16 protein-coding genes are annotated in these 21357 nt (G+C 49.6%); 8 read left to right on the forward strand and 8 right to left on the reverse strand.

Annotated elements, in window-relative coordinates:
* Window positions 1–38 precede the first annotated feature (38 nt).
* On the reverse strand, window positions 39–1544 hold the full coding sequence (locus J7439_RS03240; protein ID WP_209200408.1) for a Ppx/GppA phosphatase family protein: 1506 nt from the start codon (window positions 1542–1544) through the stop codon (window positions 39–41).
* 408 nt (window positions 1545–1952) lie between these two features.
* Between J7439_RS03240 and trxA the strand changes: the two genes are divergently transcribed.
* The 5 genes from trxA to J7439_RS03265 all read left to right on the forward strand — a co-directional run bounded on the left by trxA (window position 1953) and on the right by J7439_RS03265 (window position 7237).
* A complete protein-coding gene (trxA, locus tag J7439_RS03245) occupies window positions 1953–2276 on the forward strand; it encodes a thioredoxin TrxA (protein WP_101745329.1) in 324 nt (107 codons plus the stop codon).
* Window positions 2277–2608: 332 nt separating this feature from the next.
* Window positions 2609–3868, forward strand: coding sequence for a transcription termination factor Rho (gene rho / locus J7439_RS03250; protein WP_101745328.1), 1260 nt, complete (start codon window positions 2609–2611; stop codon window positions 3866–3868).
* A gap of 303 nt (window positions 3869–4171) precedes the next feature.
* Window positions 4172–5641, forward strand: a complete 1470-nt coding sequence (gene ubiD, locus J7439_RS03255) for a 4-hydroxy-3-polyprenylbenzoate decarboxylase (RefSeq protein WP_209200409.1) — start codon at window positions 4172–4174, stop codon at window positions 5639–5641.
* Between the two features lie 60 nt (window positions 5642–5701).
* The gene (locus tag J7439_RS26865) at window positions 5702–6430 is read left to right on the forward strand and encodes an NAD(P)H-flavin reductase (protein WP_209200410.1); all 729 of its coding nucleotides are present in this window, start codon (window positions 5702–5704) and stop codon (window positions 6428–6430) included.
* Between the two features lie 159 nt (window positions 6431–6589).
* Window positions 6590–7237: a TetR/AcrR family transcriptional regulator gene (locus tag J7439_RS03265; RefSeq protein ID WP_101745326.1), complete on the forward strand. Its 648-nt coding sequence runs from the start codon at window positions 6590–6592 to the stop codon at window positions 7235–7237.
* Between the two features lie 108 nt (window positions 7238–7345).
* Here J7439_RS03265 and parC read toward each other — a convergent pair whose 3' ends face one another.
* From parC to cdd, 5 genes are all read right to left on the reverse strand, one after another.
* Window positions 7346–9601 (reverse strand): DNA topoisomerase IV subunit A, encoded by a 2256-nt coding sequence (parC, locus tag J7439_RS03270; protein ID WP_209200411.1) that lies wholly within the window; start codon window positions 9599–9601, stop codon window positions 7346–7348.
* Window positions 9602–9715: 114 nt separating this feature from the next.
* Complete coding sequence (locus J7439_RS03275) at window positions 9716–11182, reverse strand: di-heme oxidoreductase family protein (protein ID WP_502950402.1); 1467 nt, start codon at window positions 11180–11182, stop codon at window positions 9716–9718.
* A gap of 282 nt (window positions 11183–11464) precedes the next feature.
* Window positions 11465–12757, reverse strand: a complete 1293-nt coding sequence (locus tag J7439_RS03280; RefSeq protein WP_209200413.1) for an FAD-dependent monooxygenase — start codon at window positions 12755–12757, stop codon at window positions 11465–11467.
* Between the two features lie 189 nt (window positions 12758–12946).
* Window positions 12947–13210: a hypothetical protein gene (locus tag J7439_RS03285; RefSeq protein WP_209200414.1), complete on the reverse strand. Its 264-nt coding sequence runs from the start codon at window positions 13208–13210 to the stop codon at window positions 12947–12949.
* Window positions 13211–13245: 35 nt separating this feature from the next.
* Window positions 13246–14154 (reverse strand): cytidine deaminase, encoded by a 909-nt coding sequence (cdd, locus tag J7439_RS03290; RefSeq protein WP_209200415.1) that lies wholly within the window; start codon window positions 14152–14154, stop codon window positions 13246–13248.
* Window positions 14155–14330: 176 nt separating this feature from the next.
* Between cdd and J7439_RS03295 the strand changes: the two genes are divergently transcribed.
* Window positions 14331–15314: an ankyrin repeat domain-containing protein gene (locus J7439_RS03295; RefSeq protein ID WP_209200416.1), complete on the forward strand. Its 984-nt coding sequence runs from the start codon at window positions 14331–14333 to the stop codon at window positions 15312–15314.
* A 277-nt stretch (window positions 15315–15591) separates the two neighbouring features.
* Window positions 15592–16494, forward strand: a complete 903-nt coding sequence (murI, locus tag J7439_RS03300; protein WP_209200417.1) for a glutamate racemase — start codon at window positions 15592–15594, stop codon at window positions 16492–16494.
* Here murI and J7439_RS03305 read toward each other — a convergent pair.
* Window positions 16470–17591 (reverse strand): TRAP transporter substrate-binding protein, encoded by a 1122-nt coding sequence (locus J7439_RS03305; protein WP_209200418.1) that lies wholly within the window; start codon window positions 17589–17591, stop codon window positions 16470–16472. The two genes, murI and J7439_RS03305, sit on opposite strands and share 25 nt — an antisense overlap.
* A 243-nt stretch (window positions 17592–17834) precedes the next feature.
* Here J7439_RS03305 and J7439_RS03310 point away from each other — a divergent pair, with 243 nt between their 5' ends.
* Window positions 17835–18833, forward strand: coding sequence for an ankyrin repeat domain-containing protein (locus J7439_RS03310; protein WP_209200419.1), 999 nt, complete (start codon window positions 17835–17837; stop codon window positions 18831–18833).
* Window positions 18834–18905: 72 nt separating this feature from the next.
* On the opposite strand, the gene J7439_RS03315 is transcribed toward J7439_RS03310, so the two are convergent.
* On the reverse strand, window positions 18906–21272 hold the full coding sequence (locus tag J7439_RS03315) for a hypothetical protein (RefSeq protein ID WP_209200420.1): 2367 nt from the start codon (window positions 21270–21272) through the stop codon (window positions 18906–18908).
* Between the last annotated feature and the right edge of the window lie 85 nt (window positions 21273–21357).

Here is a 21357-nt window from a genome sequence, read left to right on the forward strand (position 1 = left end):
TCCTCACCACGTTGTTATGCACGTTGTTGTGTACGTTGTTATGCCACCATTAACTTGAAGCCTATTTTTGCCAGATAGCTTCTCTCTGAGTCAAAGTACGCTTCGGTCAGAGGGTGTTGTTCTAACCAATCTTCCGGGAAAAACAGGGATATGGTGGAGTCGGATAAGCTTATGGAATATTCCGGTAAGGTATCGTCGCGACCATGACTCAGCACATTGGCAATGCGCAGCAGGATAATCAGCCGCATCAGCTTGCGTGATACCGTCTTAGGCCAGGCGGAAAGGAGTGATTTGGATATGGAACGTCTGTGGCCCCTGACGAGCAGCGCAAGTTGCTGTTGTTCCCTCTTGCTGAAACCCATCAGGTCAGAATTGTCAATCAGGTAAGCACCATGTCGATGGTACTGTGTATGGGAGATATCAAGCCCTATCTGGCACACGCGCGCAGCCCAGGAAAGCAGCTCAAGATCACAGTCGCCCAGTTCCCAGATATCAGCTGTCATGGCAAAGCAGTTCCGGGTGTGATTCATGACCCTGAAGGCCTGTTGCTCATCAACATGATAGCGACTCATCAAGGCATTTATGGTTCGCTCCCGAACGTCTTCATGGCGGTCTCGCCCGAGCATGTCGTGCAGAACACCCTCCCGAAGTGCACCGTCAGAGTAATGCATACGTTCGATGCCAAGGGCATCGAAGCCTGCCATGAGAATGGCCAGGCCTGCTGGAAAAATCGCCTGACGATCAGGCTTCAGCCCGGGAAAACGAACACGGCCGATCTGGTTAAACTTCAGGACTTTGAGCTTGAGCATCTCCAGATTTTCCCGGGTGATGGTATCACTCTCCCCCATGGCCTGAAGAATGCTGCTGACCGCACGGATTGAACCTGATGACCCTACGGCATCAACCCAGCCCAAACGGGTAAATGATTGTTCAATATTGAGTAATTCCAGTCGTGCGGCGTAATAAGCGGACTGGAATCGTTGTGGTGTGAGTTCTCCGGTGCCAAAAAAGCGGTCGGTAAAGACCACACAGCCCATGTGCAGGCTTTCCATCAACTTTGGCTCAAAACGTTCGCCAATAACGAACTCGGTACTCCCGCCACCGATGTCCATCACCAGACGGCGCTCATTATCATCGGACTGGGTTTGGGCAACACCAAGGTAAATGAGACGAGCTTCTTCCCTGCCCGCGATAATTTCAACCGGGTAGCCCAGGATAGACTGGGCCTGGTCAACAAAAGCATCGCTGTTCCGGGCCTTACGCAGGGCATTGGTACCCACGACTCTGACCGCTTGAAAGGTATTGCCAGCGAGGTACTGGGCAAACTGTTCCAGACAACTGAAGCCCCGCTTCATTGCTTCAGCCGTTAGCTCGTCGTGCTGGTTAAGCCCCGCAGCTAACTGAACCTTTTTGCCCAGCCTTTCTACTGGTCGGATTTCACCCTGATCCACTCTGGCAACGATCATGTGAAAGCTGTTTGAGCCAAGGTCTATGGCGGCTACCAGAGGTAGGCTGCCGGACTGTTCACGCCCTTGTTTTGTCATGATATTTCATAGCTAATATATTGAAAATGTTATGTTTTTCAGTGCTTTCAACGCTCGTTTCAACAACCTGACAATACTGGGTTGCAGACCGGAGCATAACCGATGTCAAAAGGTTAACTTTAATCGAGTTATGCACACAAATCCTACTGGCTGCAGTCCCCGGGGCAAAGCTACACTGATGACTGAAAAACAGGCCTGTGTCATATGGCAATCTTATAAGCCTCCATGCTCAATGGCATTTTTATAGAAAAAAAAGCCACAAAATTCCATGAATCAGGCATAATAGGTCAGTTCTGGGCCGGTGATATCTTTTGGCAGCCTGTTTGGCTTGCCCTCGGTCAAGGCTCCTGAGTTTACTTTAAACACTTTTAAGTACTAATTAAGTACCCTGGTTAGGAGATCCATTCCATGAGCGAAATTGTCAAAGTGACAGATGACTCCTTCGAAGAAGTGGTTCTGAAGGCGGAAGGTCCGGTGCTGGTTGACTATTGGGCTGAATGGTGTGGTCCTTGCAAAATGATTGCCCCCGTTCTTGATGAAATTGCCCAGGACTACGACGGTAAGCTGACCGTCTGCAAGCTGAATATTGATGAGAATGAGGCAACCCCGCCAAAATACGGTGTGCGTGGTATTCCTACGCTGATGTTGTTTAAGGGCGGCAACGTAGAAGCTACGAAAGTGGGTGCCCTGTCCAAATCACAGCTGACCGCATTTTTGGATAGCAATCTGTAATTGCTGGTCATTGGTGGTTGTGACAGACCGTTACAGCCACTTGGCTGGCCTCAATTTTTATAGCCATTTGATTAAATTTTTAAATCAATTCAGTTGACGAAATCTTAATTCTTGATTATTTTCCAGAAATGGATATAGACTGTAATTACACAGGGCTGTCAGGAATCTTCTGACCTCAGGGATATGGCCCAGACAGGGCAGCCGTTATAAACACTCGCAGGCATCAATCAATACTTAGCTGTCCTTTATCATAATAAGTCAAATACTTTCTGATCTTCCTGCAAAGACAACGGCCACTTACCTTTCAATTTAACATTCGCACACTACTGGTTATGCATCTTACCGAACTGAAGAAAAAGTCTGTTCCTGAACTTCTGGCGATAGCGAATGAAATGGGTCTCGAAAACCTTGCCCGTTCCAGGAAGCAGGATGTAATTTTCACCATACTCAAACGCCATGCACGCAGTGGTGAAGATATCTATGGTGATGGTGTTCTGGAAATTCTCCAGGATGGTTTTGGTTTTCTCCGTTCCGCTGATAGTTCCTATCTGGCGGGGCCGGACGATATTTATGTTTCCCCAAGTCAGATTCGCCGATTTAATCTGAGAACGGGCGATACGATCTCCGGGAAAATTCGTCCACCCAAGGAGGGAGAAAGATATTTTGCCCTCCTCAAGGTGAATGAAATCAATTTTGACCAACCAGAAAATGCCCGCAATAAAATCCTGTTTGAAAACCTTACGCCATTGTTTCCCCAGGACCGTCTCACTATGGAGATGGGCAATGGTGCAACAGAGGATTTAACCGCTCGAATTATCGACCTGGTAGCTCCCATTGGCAAAGGTCAGCGTGGCCTGATTGTCTCTCCTCCTAAAGCGGGTAAAACACTGATGCTGCAAAATATTGCGGCAAACATTACCCGTAATAATCCGGAGTGCTACCTGATTGTTCTGCTGATTGATGAGCGTCCGGAGGAAGTTACCGAAATGTCCCGTTCCGTGCGCGGTGAAGTGGTCGCCTCCACCTTCGATGAGCCTCCTTCACGTCATGTGCAGGTTGCTGAGATGGTGCTGGAAAAAGCCAAGCGTCTGGTAGAGCACAAGAAAGACGTGGTTATTCTGCTGGATTCCATTACCCGTCTGGCCCGTGCTTACAACACCGTGATTCCCTCTTCCGGCAAGGTGCTTACGGGTGGTGTGGATGCTCATGCCCTTGAGCGTCCGAAGCGTTTCTTTGGTGCTGCCCGTAACATTGAAGAGGGTGGCAGCCTGACCATTCTTGCAACCGCACTGGTTGATACCGGCTCCAAGATGGATGAGGTTATCTTTGAGGAATTCAAGGGTACCGGTAATATGGAACTCCATCTTGACCGTCGGGCGGCTGAAAAGCGGGTCTTCCCTGCTATTGGTATCAACAAGTCAGGCACTCGCCGTGAAGATCTGCTGACCACGGAAGAAGAGCTTCAGCGTATGTGGATTCTGCGTAAAATCCTGCACCCAATGGATGAAATTCAGGCCATTGAATTCCTGCTGGACCGTATGAAGCACACCAAGACGAATGAAGAATTCTTCCAGTCCATGAAACGGAAGTAATTTTTATTCCCGCAGGAAGGGCTGTGATAAGGATATCGATCACTATCACAGTCTCTGCGGGGGATAAGGCCAAAAGCTCCCTGCAAGCCTATGAATCATTGCACAATTACCTGGTCACACTTTGACCTTTCAGTACGTTTATTTTGCTGCCTGGAAAGACCGTGAAAGGCAAGCTTCTGTTATTTGATCCTCATAATCAGACAGCAATAACCTCTTTATCATCTGTTTCAACTGACGTAGTTTTCCCTATTCAGGAGAAAACTGCCAAAGCCTGAAAAAGTCAGAGCCAAAGAAGAAATATTCATGAAATACAAGGATCTCCGGGATTTCATTGATCAGCTGGAAAAACAGGGGGAACTCAGGCGAATCACGTTTGAAGTTGACCCGGTTCTGGAAATGACTGAAATCTGTGATCGAACCCTGAAAAAAGGGGGCCCCGCCCTATTGTTTGAAAACCCCAAAGGCTTCGATATGCCCGTGTTGGCGAACCTGTTTGGTACGCAGAAGCGGGTTGCCCTGGGGATGGGGCAGAAGGATATCGGTGCACTGAGAGAAGTGGGTGAGCTGTTGGCCTACCTGAAAGAGCCGGATCCTCCAAAAGGCTTGAGAGATGCCATCGAAAAGCTGCCGCTGTTCAGGCAGGTGCTGAACATGGGACCAAAGGTGGTTAAATCGGCACCTTGTCAGGAGGTGGTACTGCAAGGTGATGATATTGATTTAACCCGGCTGCCAATTCAGACTTGCTGGCCTGGGGATGCCGCACCATTGATTACCTGGCCCCTGGTCATTACCCGTGGCCCGGAAAAAGAACGCCAGAACCTGGGTATTTATCGTCAGCAGCTGCTTGGCAAGAATAAATTAATCATGCGCTGGTTATCCCATCGGGGTGGGGCGCTTGATTTCAGGGATTGGCAGAAAAAATACCCGGATACCCCTTTTCCGGTATCGGTGGCTTTAGGCGCTGACCCCGCGACCATTCTTGGTGCTGTGACACCGGTCCCTGACTCATTATCAGAATATGCGTTTGCCGGTCTGTTGAGGGGCAGAAAAACCGAGTTAACCAAAAGTCGCACGAATGATTTGCAGGTTCCTGCCAGTGCCGAGATTGTCCTTGAAGGTTTTATCTATCCCGGGGAGATGGCGGATGAGGGCCCATACGGCGATCATACTGGCTATTACAACGAGGTTGAGTCATTCCCGGTGTTTACGGTTGAATGTGTGACACACCGGCGTAACCCCATTTATCACAGCACCTATACAGGGCGCCCGCCGGATGAACCGGCAATACTGGGATTGGCTTTTAACGAAATATTCGTCCCTATTCTCAAGAAGCAGTTTCCTGAAATTGTTGATTTTTATTTACCGCCAGAGGGTTGCTCTTATCGGCTGGCAGTCGTTACCATGCGTAAGGAGTATCCGGGGCATGCCAAGCGGGTTATGTTGGGTGTCTGGTCATTCCTGCGACAGTTTATGTATACCAAATTTGTGATTGTGACCGATGATGATGTCAATGCCAGGGACTGGAATGATGTGATATGGGCAATGACTACCCGTATGGACCCGAAAAGAGACTCAGTCTTCATTGACAACACGCCCATTGATTACCTGGATTTTGCTTCTCCCGTTGCCGGGCTGGGATCAAAGGTTGGCTTTGATGCCACCAACAAGTGGGAAGGTGAAACCAGTCGAGAGTGGGGAGCAGCCATTTCGATGACAGATACCATTAAACATCGGGTTGATGCTATTTGGGATCAGCTTGGTATTGATAAGTAGCATATAGCTTCAGGAAGCGCGGGGTTCCTGAAGTTTTAAGCGTTAGAGGTAGCGGTATTCGTGCAGAACAACCCAGTTTCCACCCAGTCTTGCCAGGTTGCAAATCTTCAGTTGTTATCGGAAGGTATTTACCGTGTCATCCTCAAGCCTCATCAGGGCTATTTCCCGGACTATCGGGCAGGGCAGTACCTTGAGATTCTCCTGGCAGGTGATGAAGCCTGCGCGTTCTCAATAGCCAGTCCTCCGGTTCCCGGCCAAAAGGAGCTGGAATTACATATTCAAAAGTTATCTTCCAGCGCTAATTCCATTGAGCTATTCAATGAGCTTGAGCAGGGGAGCATTTCAATCCGAATGCCAAAAGGTCAGTGCTTTCTTGACAGTGTTCCGGATAAACCACTGGTGTTTATCGCTGCGGGTACCGGATTTGCCCAGATGAAAAGCATGATTGAGTTCTCACTGAACAAGCCAGGGCATCAAGATATCTACCTGTATTGGGGGGCTCGTTCGCCAGAAGGGTTTTATATGCCTAATCTTCCCATTCACTGGGCTTCTTCTCAATTTCACTACCACCCTGTAGTCAGTGATGCGCTTGGAGAAGCGGGCTGGCAAGGGCGTCATGGGCTTTTGTTTGAGGCGGTTATAGACGACAAAAACCTTCTCCTTGGCAGTGAAGTCTTTATCAGCGGATCTCCGCAGATGGTTTATGCAACATTTGATGCACTGGTAGCGGAAAATTTCCAGGCGAAAAATATTCACTCTGATGTCTTTGCATACGCGCCGAGATCTTGATAAGGCTTAATCACATCGACAGTAGAAAATTCATATAGTTTAATAAAAACGACAGTATTTTTTATTTGAAAACTGTCGTTTTTTATTAAGCCGTGGAAAAAGCCCGTCCCTTGTCTATATTCAAATCGAGTATAATCAATGCAAGGTACGGTATTCAGTATGCAACCATCACCCTCAAAAACAGATCAGGCAGGATTAAAAAATAGTCGGGTCCGGCAGAAAAACATTCAAATTATTCTTCAAGCCGCAGAAGATGAGTTTGTCGCCAGCGGATTTAAGGGAGCGTCTATTCGCGATATTGCCCATCGGGCTGGCTTGCCAAAAGCGAATGTGCACTACTATTTCAATAGTAAGGTTGAGCTGTACGGTGCGGTGCTCAATCACATCATGGAGCTATGGCAGTCTGTTTTCAGTGGCCTCAACCCGGATGATGATCCTGAAACGTCATTAAGACAATTTATCAGGGCCAAAATGAAATATGTTCTGGCTCATTCAAATGCATCCCGCATATTCAGTAGTGAAATACTGCATGGAGGGCAGCATATTAAAGAGCATTTACAGCCTTTTAATGACTGGATTCAGGAAAAATCCGAGGTTATTAATGGTTGGATTGCCCAGGGTAAGATGAGACCGGTTGATCCTGTTCATCTGTTATTTACCATCTGGGCAACGACTCAATACTACGTCGACTATGGTCCCCAGGTTGCTTCTGTTCTGGGTAAAGAGGACCTGGATGCCGAGGACGTGGAAGCCTATACCGAAAGTGTCTGCCAGATGATACTGGGTGGCTGTGGAATCAATAACTAATAAAAACTTTTATAACGCTCTTTCAGTCGTCACATTTTTCCATGGGGGAAGATCATCGGAATAAGCCTTGAAAGGCTTATCCGAAAAGACGCTTAATAATTCTGCAGGTTACCCTGCAGACATCACTTCAACCTTATCCACTTTCTGAAAACCTCTGGGAAGCTTGTTGCCACGTCTTCCCCGCTCGCCACGATAATGCTCAAGGTCTGTGGTTTTCAGAGTCACATGGCGTTTGCCCGCAAAGAGTGTCAGCGCATCACCGTCATTGATGATGGCAAGCTGAGTCATCAGCTCACTTCTCTCGGCTGCACGGGCAGAGGCAATATTAATAATTTTATTGCCTTTCCCCCTGCCAAGCTTGGGAAGGTCCTGCAATGGGAATACCAACATTCGCCCTTCATTGGTGATGGCGGCCAGCATCGGGTTGTTGCCGCTTACGGGTATTGGTGTCAGTACATGGGCATTTTTGGGCAGTGTCAGCAGGGTTTTTCCAGCCTTGTTTTTACTGACCATATCGGAAAATTGCACAATGAAACCATAACCCGCATCACTGGCCAGCAGATAACAATCACTGGCGTCACCAACACACAAACCTTCAAAGGTTGCGCCGGAGGGAGGGTTGACTCGTCCGGTTAATGGTTCACCCTGCCCTCTTGCCGAAGGCAGCGTATGGGTCAGAACGGAGTAGGCTCGCCCGGTAGAATCGAGAAATACTGAAGTCTGGTTGCTCCGCCCTTTTGCAGATAAACGATAGCCGTCGCCAGATTTATAATTAAGCGTCAATGGATCGACATCATGACCTTTGGCGCAGCGTACCCAGCCTTTATTTGACAGTACGATGGTGACAGATTCAGAAATCATCAGATCTGATTGTGATAATGCCTGGGCTTCAGATCTTACGACGATGGGAGAACGACGATCGTCGCCAAAGCTTTCAGCATCCGCTTTGAGCTCTTTTTTTATAAGCGTCTTAAGACGTCTTTCTGATCCCAGGGTCAATTCAAGTGAATTGCGCTCCCGCTCCAGGTCGTCCTGCTCTGCGCGAATCTTTACTTCTTCAAGTTTGGCCAGATGTCGCAATTTGAGGTCAAGGATGGCTTCGGCCTGAATGTCAGAAAGTCCAAAGCGCTCCATCAGAATAACTTTGGGTTTATCTTCAGTACGGATGATTTCGATAATTTCATCAATATTCAAAAAGGCGATCATCAAACCTTCAAGAATATGAAGTCTGCTGAGTACTTTATCCAGCCGGTGTTGTAAACGGCGACGTACCGTTTCACTCCGCCAGGTAAGCCACTCGCCCAGCATTTTGTCGAGCGCCTTAACCTGAGGGCGTCCATCAACACCGATCATGTTCATATTAACCCGGTAGGTTTTTTCCAGGTCAGTGGTGGCAAACAGGTGGTTCATCAGGCTGTCGGTATCTACCCGGTTGGACTTGGGAACGATCACCAGACGAGTCGGATTCTCATGGTCGGATTCATCCCGCAGGTCAGCGACCATTGGCAGCTTTTTGGCCTGCATCTGCGCTGCGATTTGCTCCAGAACCTTTGCCCCGGATGCCTGGTGTGGCAGGGCCGTCACCACAATATCACCACTTTCCTGCTGGTAGACCGCGCGCATTCGTAAAGAGCCCCTGCCCGACTCATACATTTTGATCAGGTCTGACCGAGGGGTAATCAGCTCAGCTTCCGTTGGAAAATCAGGCCCCTGAATATGTTCACAAAGCTCGGCAACACCGGCCCTTGGGTTCTCCAAAAGGTGAATACAGGCGTTGGCCACTTCACGCAGATTGTGCGGTGGAATGTCGGTTGCCATCCCGACAGCAATACCGGTGGTACCATTCAGCAGCAGGTTTGGTAAGCGGGCTGGCAGTATGGATGGCTCTTCCAGTGTTCCGTCAAAGTTTGGTACCCAGTCCACTGTTCCCTGGCCGAGCTCCCCCAGTAATGAGTCAGCATATTTAGCGAGACGGGACTCGGTATAACGCATGGCGGCAAAGGATTTGGGGTCATCAGGCGAGCCCCAGTTGCCCTGTCCATCCACCAGTGGGTAGCGATAGGAAAAAGGTTGTGCCATCAACACCATGGCTTCGTAGCAGGCGCTGTCTCCGTGTGGATGAAACTTACCGAGCACATCACCCACGGTACGGGCAGACTTTTTGAACTTGGCGGTATTTTTCAAGCCAAGCTCGCTCATTGCATAGACAATGCGTCTCTGGACAGGTTTGAGGCCATCCCCTATATGAGGCAGGGCACGATCCAGGATGACGTACATGGAGTAATTCAGGTACGCGTTCTCGGTATACGCTCTCAGGGACTGACGCTCAACTCCATCGTCGCCAATAATGATCTGCTCCGCCATGCTTAAACCTGTGTCAGGACTCTGATAATAAATCCATCATGATAACAAGTATCTTTCTTGTTCTAAAAGTTATGGTGTTATCACAATAAGATTTTTTAACCACATTGGCAGAAATCAAAGAGATTCGATAAAAGCCACCAGGGCCTTGCGCTCACGGATATTCATCTTTAACACATTGCCCCGGGATTGTTTTGCTTCACCGCCATGCCAGAGGATAGCTTCCATTAAGCTTCTGGCGCGACCATCATGCAGGAAGCCGGTTCTTCGATCCAAAAGCTGGGTATGGCCAATACCCCAGAGCGCCGGTGTGCGCCATTCTCTCCCGGTGGCCAGAAACTCCGGACGCCCATCAGCAAGCCCCTCCCCCATATCATGCAGAAGAAAATCACTGTAAGGCCAGATCAGCTGATTAGCCTGCTCCTCCTCAATAACCGTCATGGCGGTTTCCGATTGAACATCCATAGACGCCGTTCGGAAACTGGGTTGATGACAGCCCGCGCAACCCGCTTCATTAAATAATTTCTTGCCCTTTAGCACCTCTGGCTTTTTGGCATTGGTGCGAACAGGAACCCCCACATTACGGCTGTAAAATACCACTTTATCCAGAACAAAGTCAGACACATCTGGTGCCGCACCGCTGGGAGCCGCCAGGCAATCCTTTTGCCACTCAGTACAGGATTCATCCGGGAACAGGCTGGTGGTCAGCCCCATATCCCCGTTGAATGCCGCAGCCGACTGCTGTCGCAGAGTTGGAACCCCTGCTTTCCAACCGAACCGGCCAATGGATGTTCTCTGCTTCTGGATATCCCAGACCCGGTTGGCCCTGCCTGAAATACCGTCACCATTCTGATCTTCAGGGTCTTCATTAGTCAGCAGACTCTTCTCGGAAATGGCTTCCAGCAGACCGATGCCAATCATTGACGGCGTAATCCGCATGGATATCATGGTGTTTTCAGCCATGGGACCATAGCCAAGGTTTTCCATGGTGAATATGGGTTTTCTAAGCTCAATCTGATGGCCATCTGCGAAAGCTACCTTGAAATATTCAAAGGTAACCCTGACCCTCCCTTCAGGCTTCACACCCTCAAGGGCATTAACCTGCAGCTGTCCACCGTAGGTAGGCTCAGGAATCACGCCTGATTTTTTCAAGCGTCTCTTCTGCTCATCAGTGATGGCGGGAATGCTGAGCCGAACCAGAACCGATGCATCGGTCACCTCTCCATCTTCTGGTGCATGCCCTCTTCGATCATGAATATGGCAACCGCTGCAGCTGGCGGTATGAAACAGAGGCCCTAACCCATCCGAAGCCAGATCATCCCCGGATTCCGGTTGCCAGTCCTGGCGGAACAGCGCATTGCCTTTATGAAAGTTTAAACGGTTAAATACCGGCATATTGGCTGAAGGCTTGGCAATGGTATTAAACCCGGAAACCCAAACAGAAGCAGCGCCACCAGGCATGTTTTCACCCGTCTGGAACTGTTCATAAGCAGGCCGATTCTTAGAGTCTTCGGAAAAATCACAGCCAGCCAGCAAAAACAGCAGACTTAAGACGATGAAAAAGGGGTTATTAGCCATGATCATCCTTGAAATCAATCCTTCATAACAATTGCTGCCACCGCAGTAGGGCAGTCTATTCTCGGACAGCCTCCCAGGAGGCAGTCGCACAATGAGCGTGCTTTAGATAGAAGCTTTCTTCCTGTGTTATTTTTGTTTTTCAGTCATGCTGGTAATCGGCAAAAACCTGATAATGATCAATAAACCAGTCAGGACAATTTACCGATTGGGACAGGTAAATGAGTCATCTGTTCAGAGGTCAAGGCGCTGAACACACCGCAAACCATAACAACAAGACCAATGTTGGATTTATAGTTTTTTTCCAGTGGCCAGCCTGGGCTGTTTGCCAGAAAGTCCCATGGCGTACTTCATCACCTGGTTGATCGCGGGTGACAGCTTGCCAGCCAGAGTCAGGCCGAGATTTCGCAGAAGCTGCAGCGGTTTACTCTGATTACTGAAGGTATGGTAAAAAGCATCCATGGTATTCATCATCAAGGCATTATCGCTTCGCCTGGCCTGTTCATAACGGGCAAGAACCTCCGTGCTTCCGGGGTTTTCACCGGCCCTCAAGGCATCCACCAGAATTTCAATCAGCCAGGCGGCATCCTGCAAACCCAGGTTTACCCCCTGTCCTGCCAAGGGGTTTATCGTGTGAGCGGCATCGCCGGCAAGCACGACCCCCTGGCGAAAATATTCAGTAACATGGCGGCGGGCAATAGGAAAAGCACCACGCTCATGGAGCTGAATAACATCAGGCAGTTCAGCAGGAAATGTGGTTGCCAGCGCTTCAATGAAGGCCTCTTTGGACAGTGCCAGCAGTTCCCGAACTTTCTCCGGATGGTTATACCAGACAATCGATCCGTAACTTCTGCCGTTAATATCCGGCAGTGGCAAAAAGGCCTCCGGGCCTGTCGGGGTAAAGGCCTGCCAGGTAATGTCCTGACAACCACCGGCAATTTCAACCGTTGCTACCAGGCATTGCTGCTCATAGTCCCGTTGGTTCATGGCCAGCCCGGCAGCCTGGCGAACCCGTGAGTTAGCACCGTCTGCCCCCACTAAAAGATCACCGGAAAAGCGACGGCCATCGGACAACTCAATCACCGGGGGCGTCGAAGAGGTATGAATGGTTTGAATACTGACCGGGCAGAAAAAAGAGACGGATGGGTAGGATTTGATGGCTTCTAACAGACCTGACTGAGTCACCCGGTTTTCAACAATAAAACCCAGCTGCAAGTGATTAATCTGTCTGGCGTCAAACATCACCCGGTTTGCCCTTGAATCTATCTCTTTGCCAAAAGGGGAGTGCAGTTTTTCCCAGACCGCCATACGACGATACGGCGTCATACGCATGGACTGCATATGTGGCCATGCACCCAGTTGGCGAAGAATTTCCTCCGATGCAGTGCTTAGTGCAGATACTCGCAATTCGGGTAGTGCTTCCGCCGGTAATGGCGATGGCTTACATTGGTCAAATACGGCAACCCTTATTCCCTGCTGGCCGAGGCCACAGGCAATCGTGGCACCCACCATACCTCCACCGACAATAAGTACATCGTAGTGTTGCTGGTCATCACTTTGTCCGGAAGCGTCTGTTCTTTTCATAAGCAAGCATTGTATGTAAGCGTCATAAACCCGTGCAGCAGCGCACACCATTTATCTTCCCGATCAGGATCTTTTCACCGGGAATGGAATTAGTCAAATGAAGTGTCCGGGGGGCCTTCTGGGCGAAGATGCTATTGGCTGAGAAGGGATTATTGTGAGAGGACGTTAACGGCAGTCCGTTGATGGCCTTCACTCATCGGTCTGGCCATCATTAAACTCTTTGGTATTTCTCTCAGAGATTTTTTTCTTTTTGCGCCGGTTTTTTTTACGGGCTTTACGCATTTCCAGAGATTTATCCCGACCCTTTCTTGAGCCTGAGCGGTCAATGTAAGACTTGTGGTCTGTAGAGGAAGCATTTGCACTGCTCTCATTGTGACCCGTACTGTCGCCACTGCCCTGGCCGTAGTCAAGATGGGGTGAGGATGATGAATCAATTCTGTAACCGGAACTCACAATCTGGCCTCCTTGCTCAATGAGTTCCTATAAGTTTATACAACGAAATAGCGTAATTCTGTTCCTGCATGACTAATGATTGAATCTGCCATGGCCTTATGAGAGATAGAGGCCTGGTTTTCAACCATAACAGCGTCAATAATCTTACCCGGTGCCTTGGTCAGGCTGGATAGGCGGAGATTAACCAGGGCGGCTTCTACGGCGGTCATTCCCGGATTGAAGGCTACGTTTTCAGCATATCTACCAGAAATGATATCTCCATTATCTATAAGAAGAGCAACACCGGAGTGACAGCCAGAATAAGGCGCATAACTCCGGCGGGCCGCTTCTGTTGCTGCATTGACCAGCTTATCAGCAGGGTCCGGGCTCTCGAAGGAGAGCAGCGATGGGCTCATTAGTCGAGTGCTTTGTTTCAGGTCGCCGGGGCCAAAGGCGTCGGGCAGCAGGGTTGAAATCCTATAGTGCCGCTGTTGATCACTATTGAGCTGACTGACCAGAATATCCACCTGGTCGATCCCATTCAGTTCGTTCATAAACTGTCGACAGTGCCCACAGGGGGCTTCATTGACCATCAGACGGCGCAGTCGGGTTTCTCCCTGGTGCCATGCATTGCAGATAGCTGCCTGCTCGGCATGAATGGCCATTTTCAGAGGCTGCCCGGCTATTTCAAGGTTTGCACCCAGATAGACAGGCCCTTGTCCTTCCGGGCGAAAGCCTTCAACAATCGCCCCTACGGAAAAATTTGAGATCGGGCAGGTGCTCATGGCCGCAGCGAGAGGAAGCAGTGCTTTGAGAAGATGCTCCGATGGCAACTCCATTAATCCCTGAAGCTCATTCACTTGTTCTGGCTCAAGACAGCCCTGCTGGTGAATCAACTGTTGCAGGATATCCGCAGCATTATCCGGGAACTGAGCCAGTTGATCCTGAAAAGCTCTGTGATTCATAGCGTTACTCCTGTGACAGGATTCAAGGCTGCTTATGTACTACGGAAAAGAGAGAATTTCCATTGCTCTTTTTCAATGGTTTACAGGGCCAGAAGAGATATGGATTTACCAGTAACAGTAACGGAATCACACTTTAGCTAAAGTTAATCGAGGATTGATTAAAAAAGGATTTGATTATGACCTTCCACACCAATGGACTACATAAACCCGGGAATGTCCCACCAAAAATCCCTGAACAAGAAGGCGAATTTCCGGAAAAATCCGGCAAAATCGGCAAAGAGGGCAGTTGGAATGGGAGAACAATAAGTCCGACCCCCAGTCAACAGCATGTTCCGAGAGTCGGTGGAGCGGTGCACAGTGATAAAAGTGCCTGGACTATCACCAAAGCACTCTCAGGGATCGCCAGCAGCATCAATAACAGGATGTGCGGTCAGTCCGCCAGGGCGGCAGACATCTCAAAGGCATTGAAGGAAAATAATGTCGAGGAGTTTACCAAACATCTTGAGGCGATGAAGAATGAAGTGATAGCACATAATAAAGGATGTGTGGAAAATAATCGGCAATCAGAACTAAAGTTGTTGCAGGAACCTGTACAGCAACTGTCAGTCAACAATAAGCCCCTGCTTTATGCCCTGGCAGAATCCGGCAGTCCTGAGATGGTTGCCGCGCTGTGCACCGCCGATAAAATCGCTCCCAGAAGTTTCTATACGGTCCCGGTATTTCAGGATGCTGCTATGAGCGACTATATCGAAGATAATCTCCACAAGGGCGAGTTAAATGAGGCAGGCTGGTGGTGTCATTCAGGTACACCCGTTCATTATGCGTTAAGCTCCGGCAACTATGAGGCGGCAAAAGCCTTTTTGCAACACGGCGGCAGTCTCATTGGTTGCGAAGATATCCTCAGCAAGATACCCCGGGATGTCAGGGATCAATTAGGGGAGGCTATTTTGGCTCAACAGAGCGAGCTTGAGCCAAAACTCTTGAATATGAGACCGGTTATAAACCGTATGGAGGGTGAGCAAAAAGCGGAAAAAATGGGTGATGGTATCCAGAATCCTGAAACGGTCTTCAGTCAAGATAGACTTGACCTCACCACACTCGGAGCAATGGCAGTACAAATTGATAACGATCTTCAACTGCTAGAGTCTCTGGCTAAATGACAGACATTAGTTATAGCGTCTTAAGCCCCTTCGGGGGAGGTCTCTTCCCCCATCCTTCTTGCTTTTCTCCCTCCCTCACCCGCAGAGTTGTCCCGATGCAGGCGGGTTGCAGGGCGGCATGTGACCAAAGATAATGCATTTCCTTCAGATTACCGTCTAACAGACTTACTGTATTAATGGGGAACAACGCTTATTGCGTCATCAATGGCGGTTGGAGAAACTTCATCACTCTGTTGATGGTCAAAAGCTAAATAAACCATTTTTGTGGAAACATCTTGTGAAAACAGCCGTGAATAAAAAGGGAAAGCCGATCGTTATTTTCGATTCCGGTGTCGGCGGCCTCAGTATCTATCAGGAAATAAAACAGGCTTTACCTTATGCTCCGGTGGTTTACTGTTCCGATACTCAGGGGTTTCCCTACGGCCCAAAGCCCGAGCAGGAAGTGATTGAGCGTACCAGCCTCTGCCTGAATGCGTTAGCCGAGCAGTTTGATCCCTCGCTCGCCGTCATTGCTTGCAATACCGCCAGCACCATATCTCTGCCGAGGGTACGCGAAGAGCTGGATTTCCCCGTTGTTGGCGTGGTGCCAGCCATCAAGACGGCCAGTGAGTACTCAAAAAAACGCTGCATTGGGCTTCTGGCGACACCTGGCACGATTGCCCGCAGCTATACCGACCAGCTGATTGATGATTTTGCCGGGGACTGTCAGGTGATTAGAGTGGGTTCCAGCGAATTGGTACAGATGGCTGAACAGCACCTTCGGGGTGAGCCGGTTTCAGAGCAAGATCTGCACCGGATTCTTGGCCCTTTTTTTGCCGAAGAACAGGTGCCGGATGTGGTAGTTCTTGGCTGTACCCACTTCCCTTTGCTGAGAACAGCGTTGCAGCAGGTATCTGCCGACATTCACTGGATCGACTCAGGCTCTGCTATTGCCCGCAGGGTTGTCAGCCTGTTGGACCCGGCCGGGTTTGATGCAGAGTCAGCACCACACGATCTCTTTATGCACACAGGGCTGGATGATCAGGTCAGTGCTCTGATTCCAGCGTTGGAGAAAATGGGATTTGTTGCCCTGAGAAATTTACCCGTCGGGCCAGAGGTGATGACGCCACCGTCACAGGGTGACGGTGGCGTCCATTGCGGCGAGAACGTTGTCAATTACTCAAAGGAGCGGGCTTCATAAAAAGCGACTTCTGAAATACTGTGGTAAGCCTTGGACTGCTCGCGGAACTCGCTGAACGATTGATAAACCCGTCCAGCCACATCGCTGCTGGCAGCAACTTCCTCAGTAACTTCATCCGCCACCTTTTTCAGTTCAGCAAGTACGTCATCCGGCAAACGTTTTACGGTTACCCCATGCTCATTCACCAGCTGTTGCAGCGCCGCATTATTCCTCGCGGTGTATTCATCAATCATGTCCTGATTTGCTGCGCGGGCTGCCGTTTTGACAATGGCCTGCAGGTCTTCTGGCAGTTTATTCCATGCATCCAGATTGATGGTGAATTCCATCATGCTGCCTGGCTCATGCCAGCCCGGGTAGTAATAGTAAGAAGCGGCCTTATAGAAACCAAAGGCCAGGTCATTGTATGGGCCGACCCACTCGGTCGCATCAATAGCGCCGGTCTGAAGCGCCGTAAATAGCTCGCCACCGGGGATATTCACAGGGACCCCGCCAAGGCGCTGCAGTACTTCACCGCCCATACCCGGGATGCGCATTTTCAGACCTTTCAGGTCATCCAGGCTGTTGATCTCCTTGTTGAACCAGCCCGCCATCTGAACCCCGGTGTTGCCACCAGCCATCGGTTTCACATTAAATGGTTTATACACCTCGTCCCAGAGCGCCTGCCCGCCACCATAGTGAATCCAGCTGCTGATTTCCTGGGCGTTCAAGCCAAAGGGAACGGCAGTAAAGAACTGGGTGGCCGGGTCTTTGCCCTTCCAGTAATAAGCGCCACTGTGCCCCATATCCGCCGTGCCGCTGGATACGGCATCAAAGACTTCCAGCGGTGGTACCAGTTCACCGCCGCCATACACTTTGACGGTCAGTCGGCCATTACTCATTTTATTAACGGACTCGGCAAAGCGCTCAGGCGCGATACCCAGACCCGGGAAATTTTTTGGCCAGGAAGTCACCAGCTTCCACTCGATGGCTTTTTGAGCTTCTGGTGCTACTGATTCGGTATTGGTGGTTTGCTGCGGTTGTTCACCCTGGCCACAGCCTGCCAGTGCTGCCACTGCGGCAGCGACCCCGAAAGAGGACAATAAATTACGACGTTTCATGCAAGGACCCTGTTTGTTCTTAGTCTTATTTATGGGGAACACGACAGAAGCATAGTAATTGGATAGGTGGAAGCTGACAAGCTTCCATTAATAGGGAGGCTTTTAAGCAGGAGCCTCAGGGCCTGTTGAGGTTTTGTTGCGAGCAAGAAAAAAATGGAGGTTTTTCAGGCTCAATTGCTAAGGAACTTGCTTTGCCGTTTATTGTCTTATGACAGTAACTCAGTCACGAATACAGGTACGAACATGTATATTGCCAGGGCTAGTACTAGTGATCATTCGTTTAAATGCAATATCTGTCATAGGCATGATGGCGGCACCACAAACGAATTTGCTGGCAAGTTGCAAGTCAAAGCATCGTGTCAGTACGGATGCCAGCTTCACCTTGGTTGTATTCCCCAACTGACTGATCAGCAGCTCAAACTGGGCCAACGCAGCTGTTCCGAATGTCAGAAGCTTCCCTTGCTGCCATTGCTTTGCGGATCCAAATCCCTGGAGGAGTACGCCTGTCACTCCGGAAATTGGCAAGCACTGGCACTGATGCTGAAGATTAAAGTCGATCATGGTGTCAGCATACATGTGGATAAACGTCTGTTGTTTATCGCTGTGCAGGAAAGGAATAGCAAATGCCTGGAACTTTTGTGCATGGCGGGCGCGAATGTCAACGCTGCCTTAATCGATGGATCCACCCCTTTACACATGGCCGCCTTTTATGGTGACACCGACTCCCTTAAGGTGCTGCTCAAGATCCCGGGAGTGAATGTCAGTGCCCTCGAAGAAGATGGTTTCACCCCTTTACACTGGGCTGCCACAAATGGTAACCCAGGTCACACGGATTGCCTGAAATTGCTGATTGCTCACCCCGGGGTGGATATCAATGCCAAGGATGTCTATGGTCTCACTCCTTTACACTGGGCCGCCGCAAAGGGTAACACCGATAGCCTGAAGTTGCTGCTCGACACCCCGCGGATAGATATCCACGTTACCTGTAAACTTGGCCTCACTCCTTTGCACCACGCAGCCAAGTGGGCAAGGGTCGATTGCGTGGAAGCGCTGCTCTGTAAAGGAGCGAATGTCAATGCCGCTGCTACTGATCGCCCCGGCACCACACCACTGGACCTCGCCAGGAACAGGAGCAACCCTGCGTGCGCAGAACGCCTGATTGCCAAAGGGGCAAAAACGTCGCTGGAGCTGAAAGCACTGGAGGAAGAGGCAAGAAAGGAGCAGGAATGCCGTCTGATATGAGGGAGAAAAATCGGGCACGGAATAACCAGAAATGTATAACGCCATCTTGCCTTGCAAAGCCTCACGTGTGAGCTATTCCTGCCCCGGGCTGGCAGGAATCTTCCAGAGTAATGCAATACCGCCTTTTAAAAAGCCAGCAAAGGAAAATATACCATCGTTACAGTAGATCAATAAATGATCACCATCAGGGCTAAATTTGGCCAATTTAACGGGATGATCCAGTTTTATCTGCTCTTTTTTTGACCATTTGCCATCATCACCAATACCCCAGAGTTGCACAAGGCCAGGCTGGTGTTTGTCCTTCCGGTTCATTTTGTTGCCATAGGTCAGAAAATGGTTTTCCAATTCATTAAAACTAGCGTCCCTGATGAAGTCGGCATCAGAGTCCGTCACCGCCAGTTTCACCCACTGGCCATTATCGTTGTGCCCCAGGATACAAGCGGTGTCGTCCAGGCTAATGGTATAGGCAAGCCGCCCTGAACGGGAAAACCGAGCATCCATAATACTGTTTCGATGTTGAACCACCAATTGTTCCTGCCATTTGCCCTGGCTGTCGAGAGCCTGAATTTTTACCGTCCGGTCACGACTGCGGGTCAGCACACAGTCCTCCTGAGCGTTGAAGGCAGCATAGTCAATCCCCCCCTGATGATATATCCTCGTTTTCTCAACCAGATCACCTTCCTCGTAATTCCCCCAAATGCAGGCGAAATTTGTTTCATTGCCATAGCTCAGAAGAAGGTTCTCTGAGGGACTGAAGATAGCTTTGTGACTGCCACTGTGGTAAAAGGTCTGGCCATTAACCAGCCGATGGTCAGTACTGTTGTAGTCCCAGAGTTTAAAGGAGCCAATACCGGAGTTGGCCAATAATTTACGCCCGGAGGCGCTGAATTTGGCCTCTGCACACCTGTGAATTTTAGTTTTTACTACCCAGGGATTATCGTTAGCGTCACAGTTGGCGTCATAACCTGAAATAATAAATGTATTGTCTGTATCACGGGTCAGCGCAAGGTGCCCAGAGGCGTTAAAGGCGGCTTCGCAAATAGGTTTGGCGCAAGGTTGGTTGTCTTCATTCATGCTCCATTCAGGATGACAGATCTCCCCGATCTGTGACCAATTGCCATCGACATCACAACCCAGAAAGATAGCCTGGCCACCTTCGGTGAAGATCACGGTATGCCGCTCATCATGACTCAGCTGAGCACCGGCAATTTGCCTATTGCACTCAATGACCTTTTGCTCCTCCAGGCAGTGAGTCTCATCACTACAGCCCCAAATGGTCGCTGTTGTACCCTGGTAAGTCAGTAAATAATGGTTCGTGGCCTCGAAAGGCACTTGATGTGGCACAGTTTGCTGACAGTGACTGATCTCTTTAGTCTGGGTTAGCGGGGTCCACCGACCGTTGCTATCCTCGCGCAATACGTTGATTTCGCCGGACTGTGGATCGTAGGAGATCATTTTGTCCTGCAAGGGGCTGAAGTCTGCCTTCACCCTCGGATCGTTTTCATTAGTGGTGGTGTGCTCAAGCACCACCGCCTCCTGCCAACGGCCATCCTTGTTCAGCGTACTCATCGTGAGCTTGCCATCGTAGCTCATGCTCAGGAGCGTATTTTCCGACTGGTTAAGCTGGTAACGAAAGATTGCATCAGAGCTCTTGACCTTCCCTTTTGGCAACCAGTTGCCATCCGCGCCCTGTCGCCAGACGCTCAGACTAAACTCGTTCTCATCATCGCGACCATTGATAATCAGGTTCTTACTCGTTGGGCTGAAGCTGACATCACGAATATAACAACCGACGCCGGTCGCCAGTCGGAGTTCCAGATAATTGGCCTGGCATTGCATAATACGAGCCTTGATAGGGTCAATAGCTTTGGTGCCTGAGATGAAGTCAGTTGATGGTTTGGTGCGTGAAATGATGTCCGTTGATGATTCGGTGTCTGAGGTGTCAGTTGATGATTCGGTATATGAGTCGTCAGTTGATGATTCGGTGTCTGAGTAGTCAGTTGATGATTCGGTATATGAGTCGTCAGTTGATGGCCTTGTCAGGGTATGGCCACTATTTGCTGAAATGGCACCAGCTGGCCCCATAGTATTATCTGTCGGTTCAGGCTCGGTGTAACTATCGTACGGAATATTCTGTTGCTCATCATGTTGTTGCGATGCATCGGCCAAACCAATGTCTGGCGACTGCGGCACCATGGAAACGTTCAGTCCGATAATTTCCAGCTTTCGCTTACCGATAGCGGTGATGAACGTCAATTCGGGTGGTGAATCCAGCCTCAACCGTTCAAGCGATTTGAACTGGTCCGGTCCAGAAATTTCTGAGACCTGTTTGTTATAGGCAGCCACGGATTTATTCAGCGTTTTCAGATCATTAAATAACTGCCGTTCATTGGTTTCTATTCTGCTTGCGGCTGAACTGCCTTGCGCAATTGGTTGCATGATAACTCCGGTCAAATTGACACAGGAATGGAATTTATACGGGCATGGTAGATTAGTATCCCAAGGTTGTTGGAATCATCATCTA

The sequence above is a fragment of the Salinisphaera sp. G21_0 genome (genome assembly GCF_017744115.1).
Lineage (GTDB): Bacteria > Pseudomonadota > Gammaproteobacteria > Pseudomonadales > Endozoicomonadaceae > Endozoicomonas.

Coding starts and splice junctions, on each gene's coding strand:
- rho (WP_101745328.1), top strand. CDS start 2,609: ATGCATCTTACCGAACTGAAGAAAAAGTCTGTTCCTGAACTTCTGGCG.
- J7439_RS03275 (WP_502950402.1), bottom strand. CDS start 11,182: ATGATCATGGCTAATAACCCCTTTTTCATCGTCTTAAGTCTGCTGTTT.
- J7439_RS03265 (WP_101745326.1), top strand. CDS start 6,590: ATGCAACCATCACCCTCAAAAACAGATCAGGCAGGATTAAAAAATAGT.
- ubiD (WP_209200409.1), top strand. CDS start 4,172: ATGAAATACAAGGATCTCCGGGATTTCATTGATCAGCTGGAAAAACAG.
- parC (WP_209200411.1), bottom strand. CDS start 9,601: ATGGCGGAGCAGATCATTATTGGCGACGATGGAGTTGAGCGTCAGTCC.
- trxA (WP_101745329.1), top strand. CDS start 1,953: ATGAGCGAAATTGTCAAAGTGACAGATGACTCCTTCGAAGAAGTGGTT.
- J7439_RS03305 (WP_209200418.1), bottom strand. CDS start 17,591: ATGAAACGTCGTAATTTATTGTCCTCTTTCGGGGTCGCTGCCGCAGTG.
- cdd (WP_209200415.1), bottom strand. CDS start 14,154: ATGAATCACAGAGCTTTTCAGGATCAACTGGCTCAGTTCCCGGATAAT.
- J7439_RS03240 (WP_209200408.1), bottom strand. CDS start 1,544: ATGACAAAACAAGGGCGTGAACAGTCCGGCAGCCTACCTCTGGTAGCC.
- J7439_RS03280 (WP_209200413.1), bottom strand. CDS start 12,757: ATGAAAAGAACAGACGCTTCCGGACAAAGTGATGACCAGCAACACTAC.
- J7439_RS03315 (WP_209200420.1), bottom strand. CDS start 21,272: ATGCAACCAATTGCGCAAGGCAGTTCAGCCGCAAGCAGAATAGAAACC.
- J7439_RS03310 (WP_209200419.1), top strand. CDS start 17,835: ATGTATATTGCCAGGGCTAGTACTAGTGATCATTCGTTTAAATGCAAT.
- J7439_RS03295 (WP_209200416.1), top strand. CDS start 14,331: ATGACCTTCCACACCAATGGACTACATAAACCCGGGAATGTCCCACCA.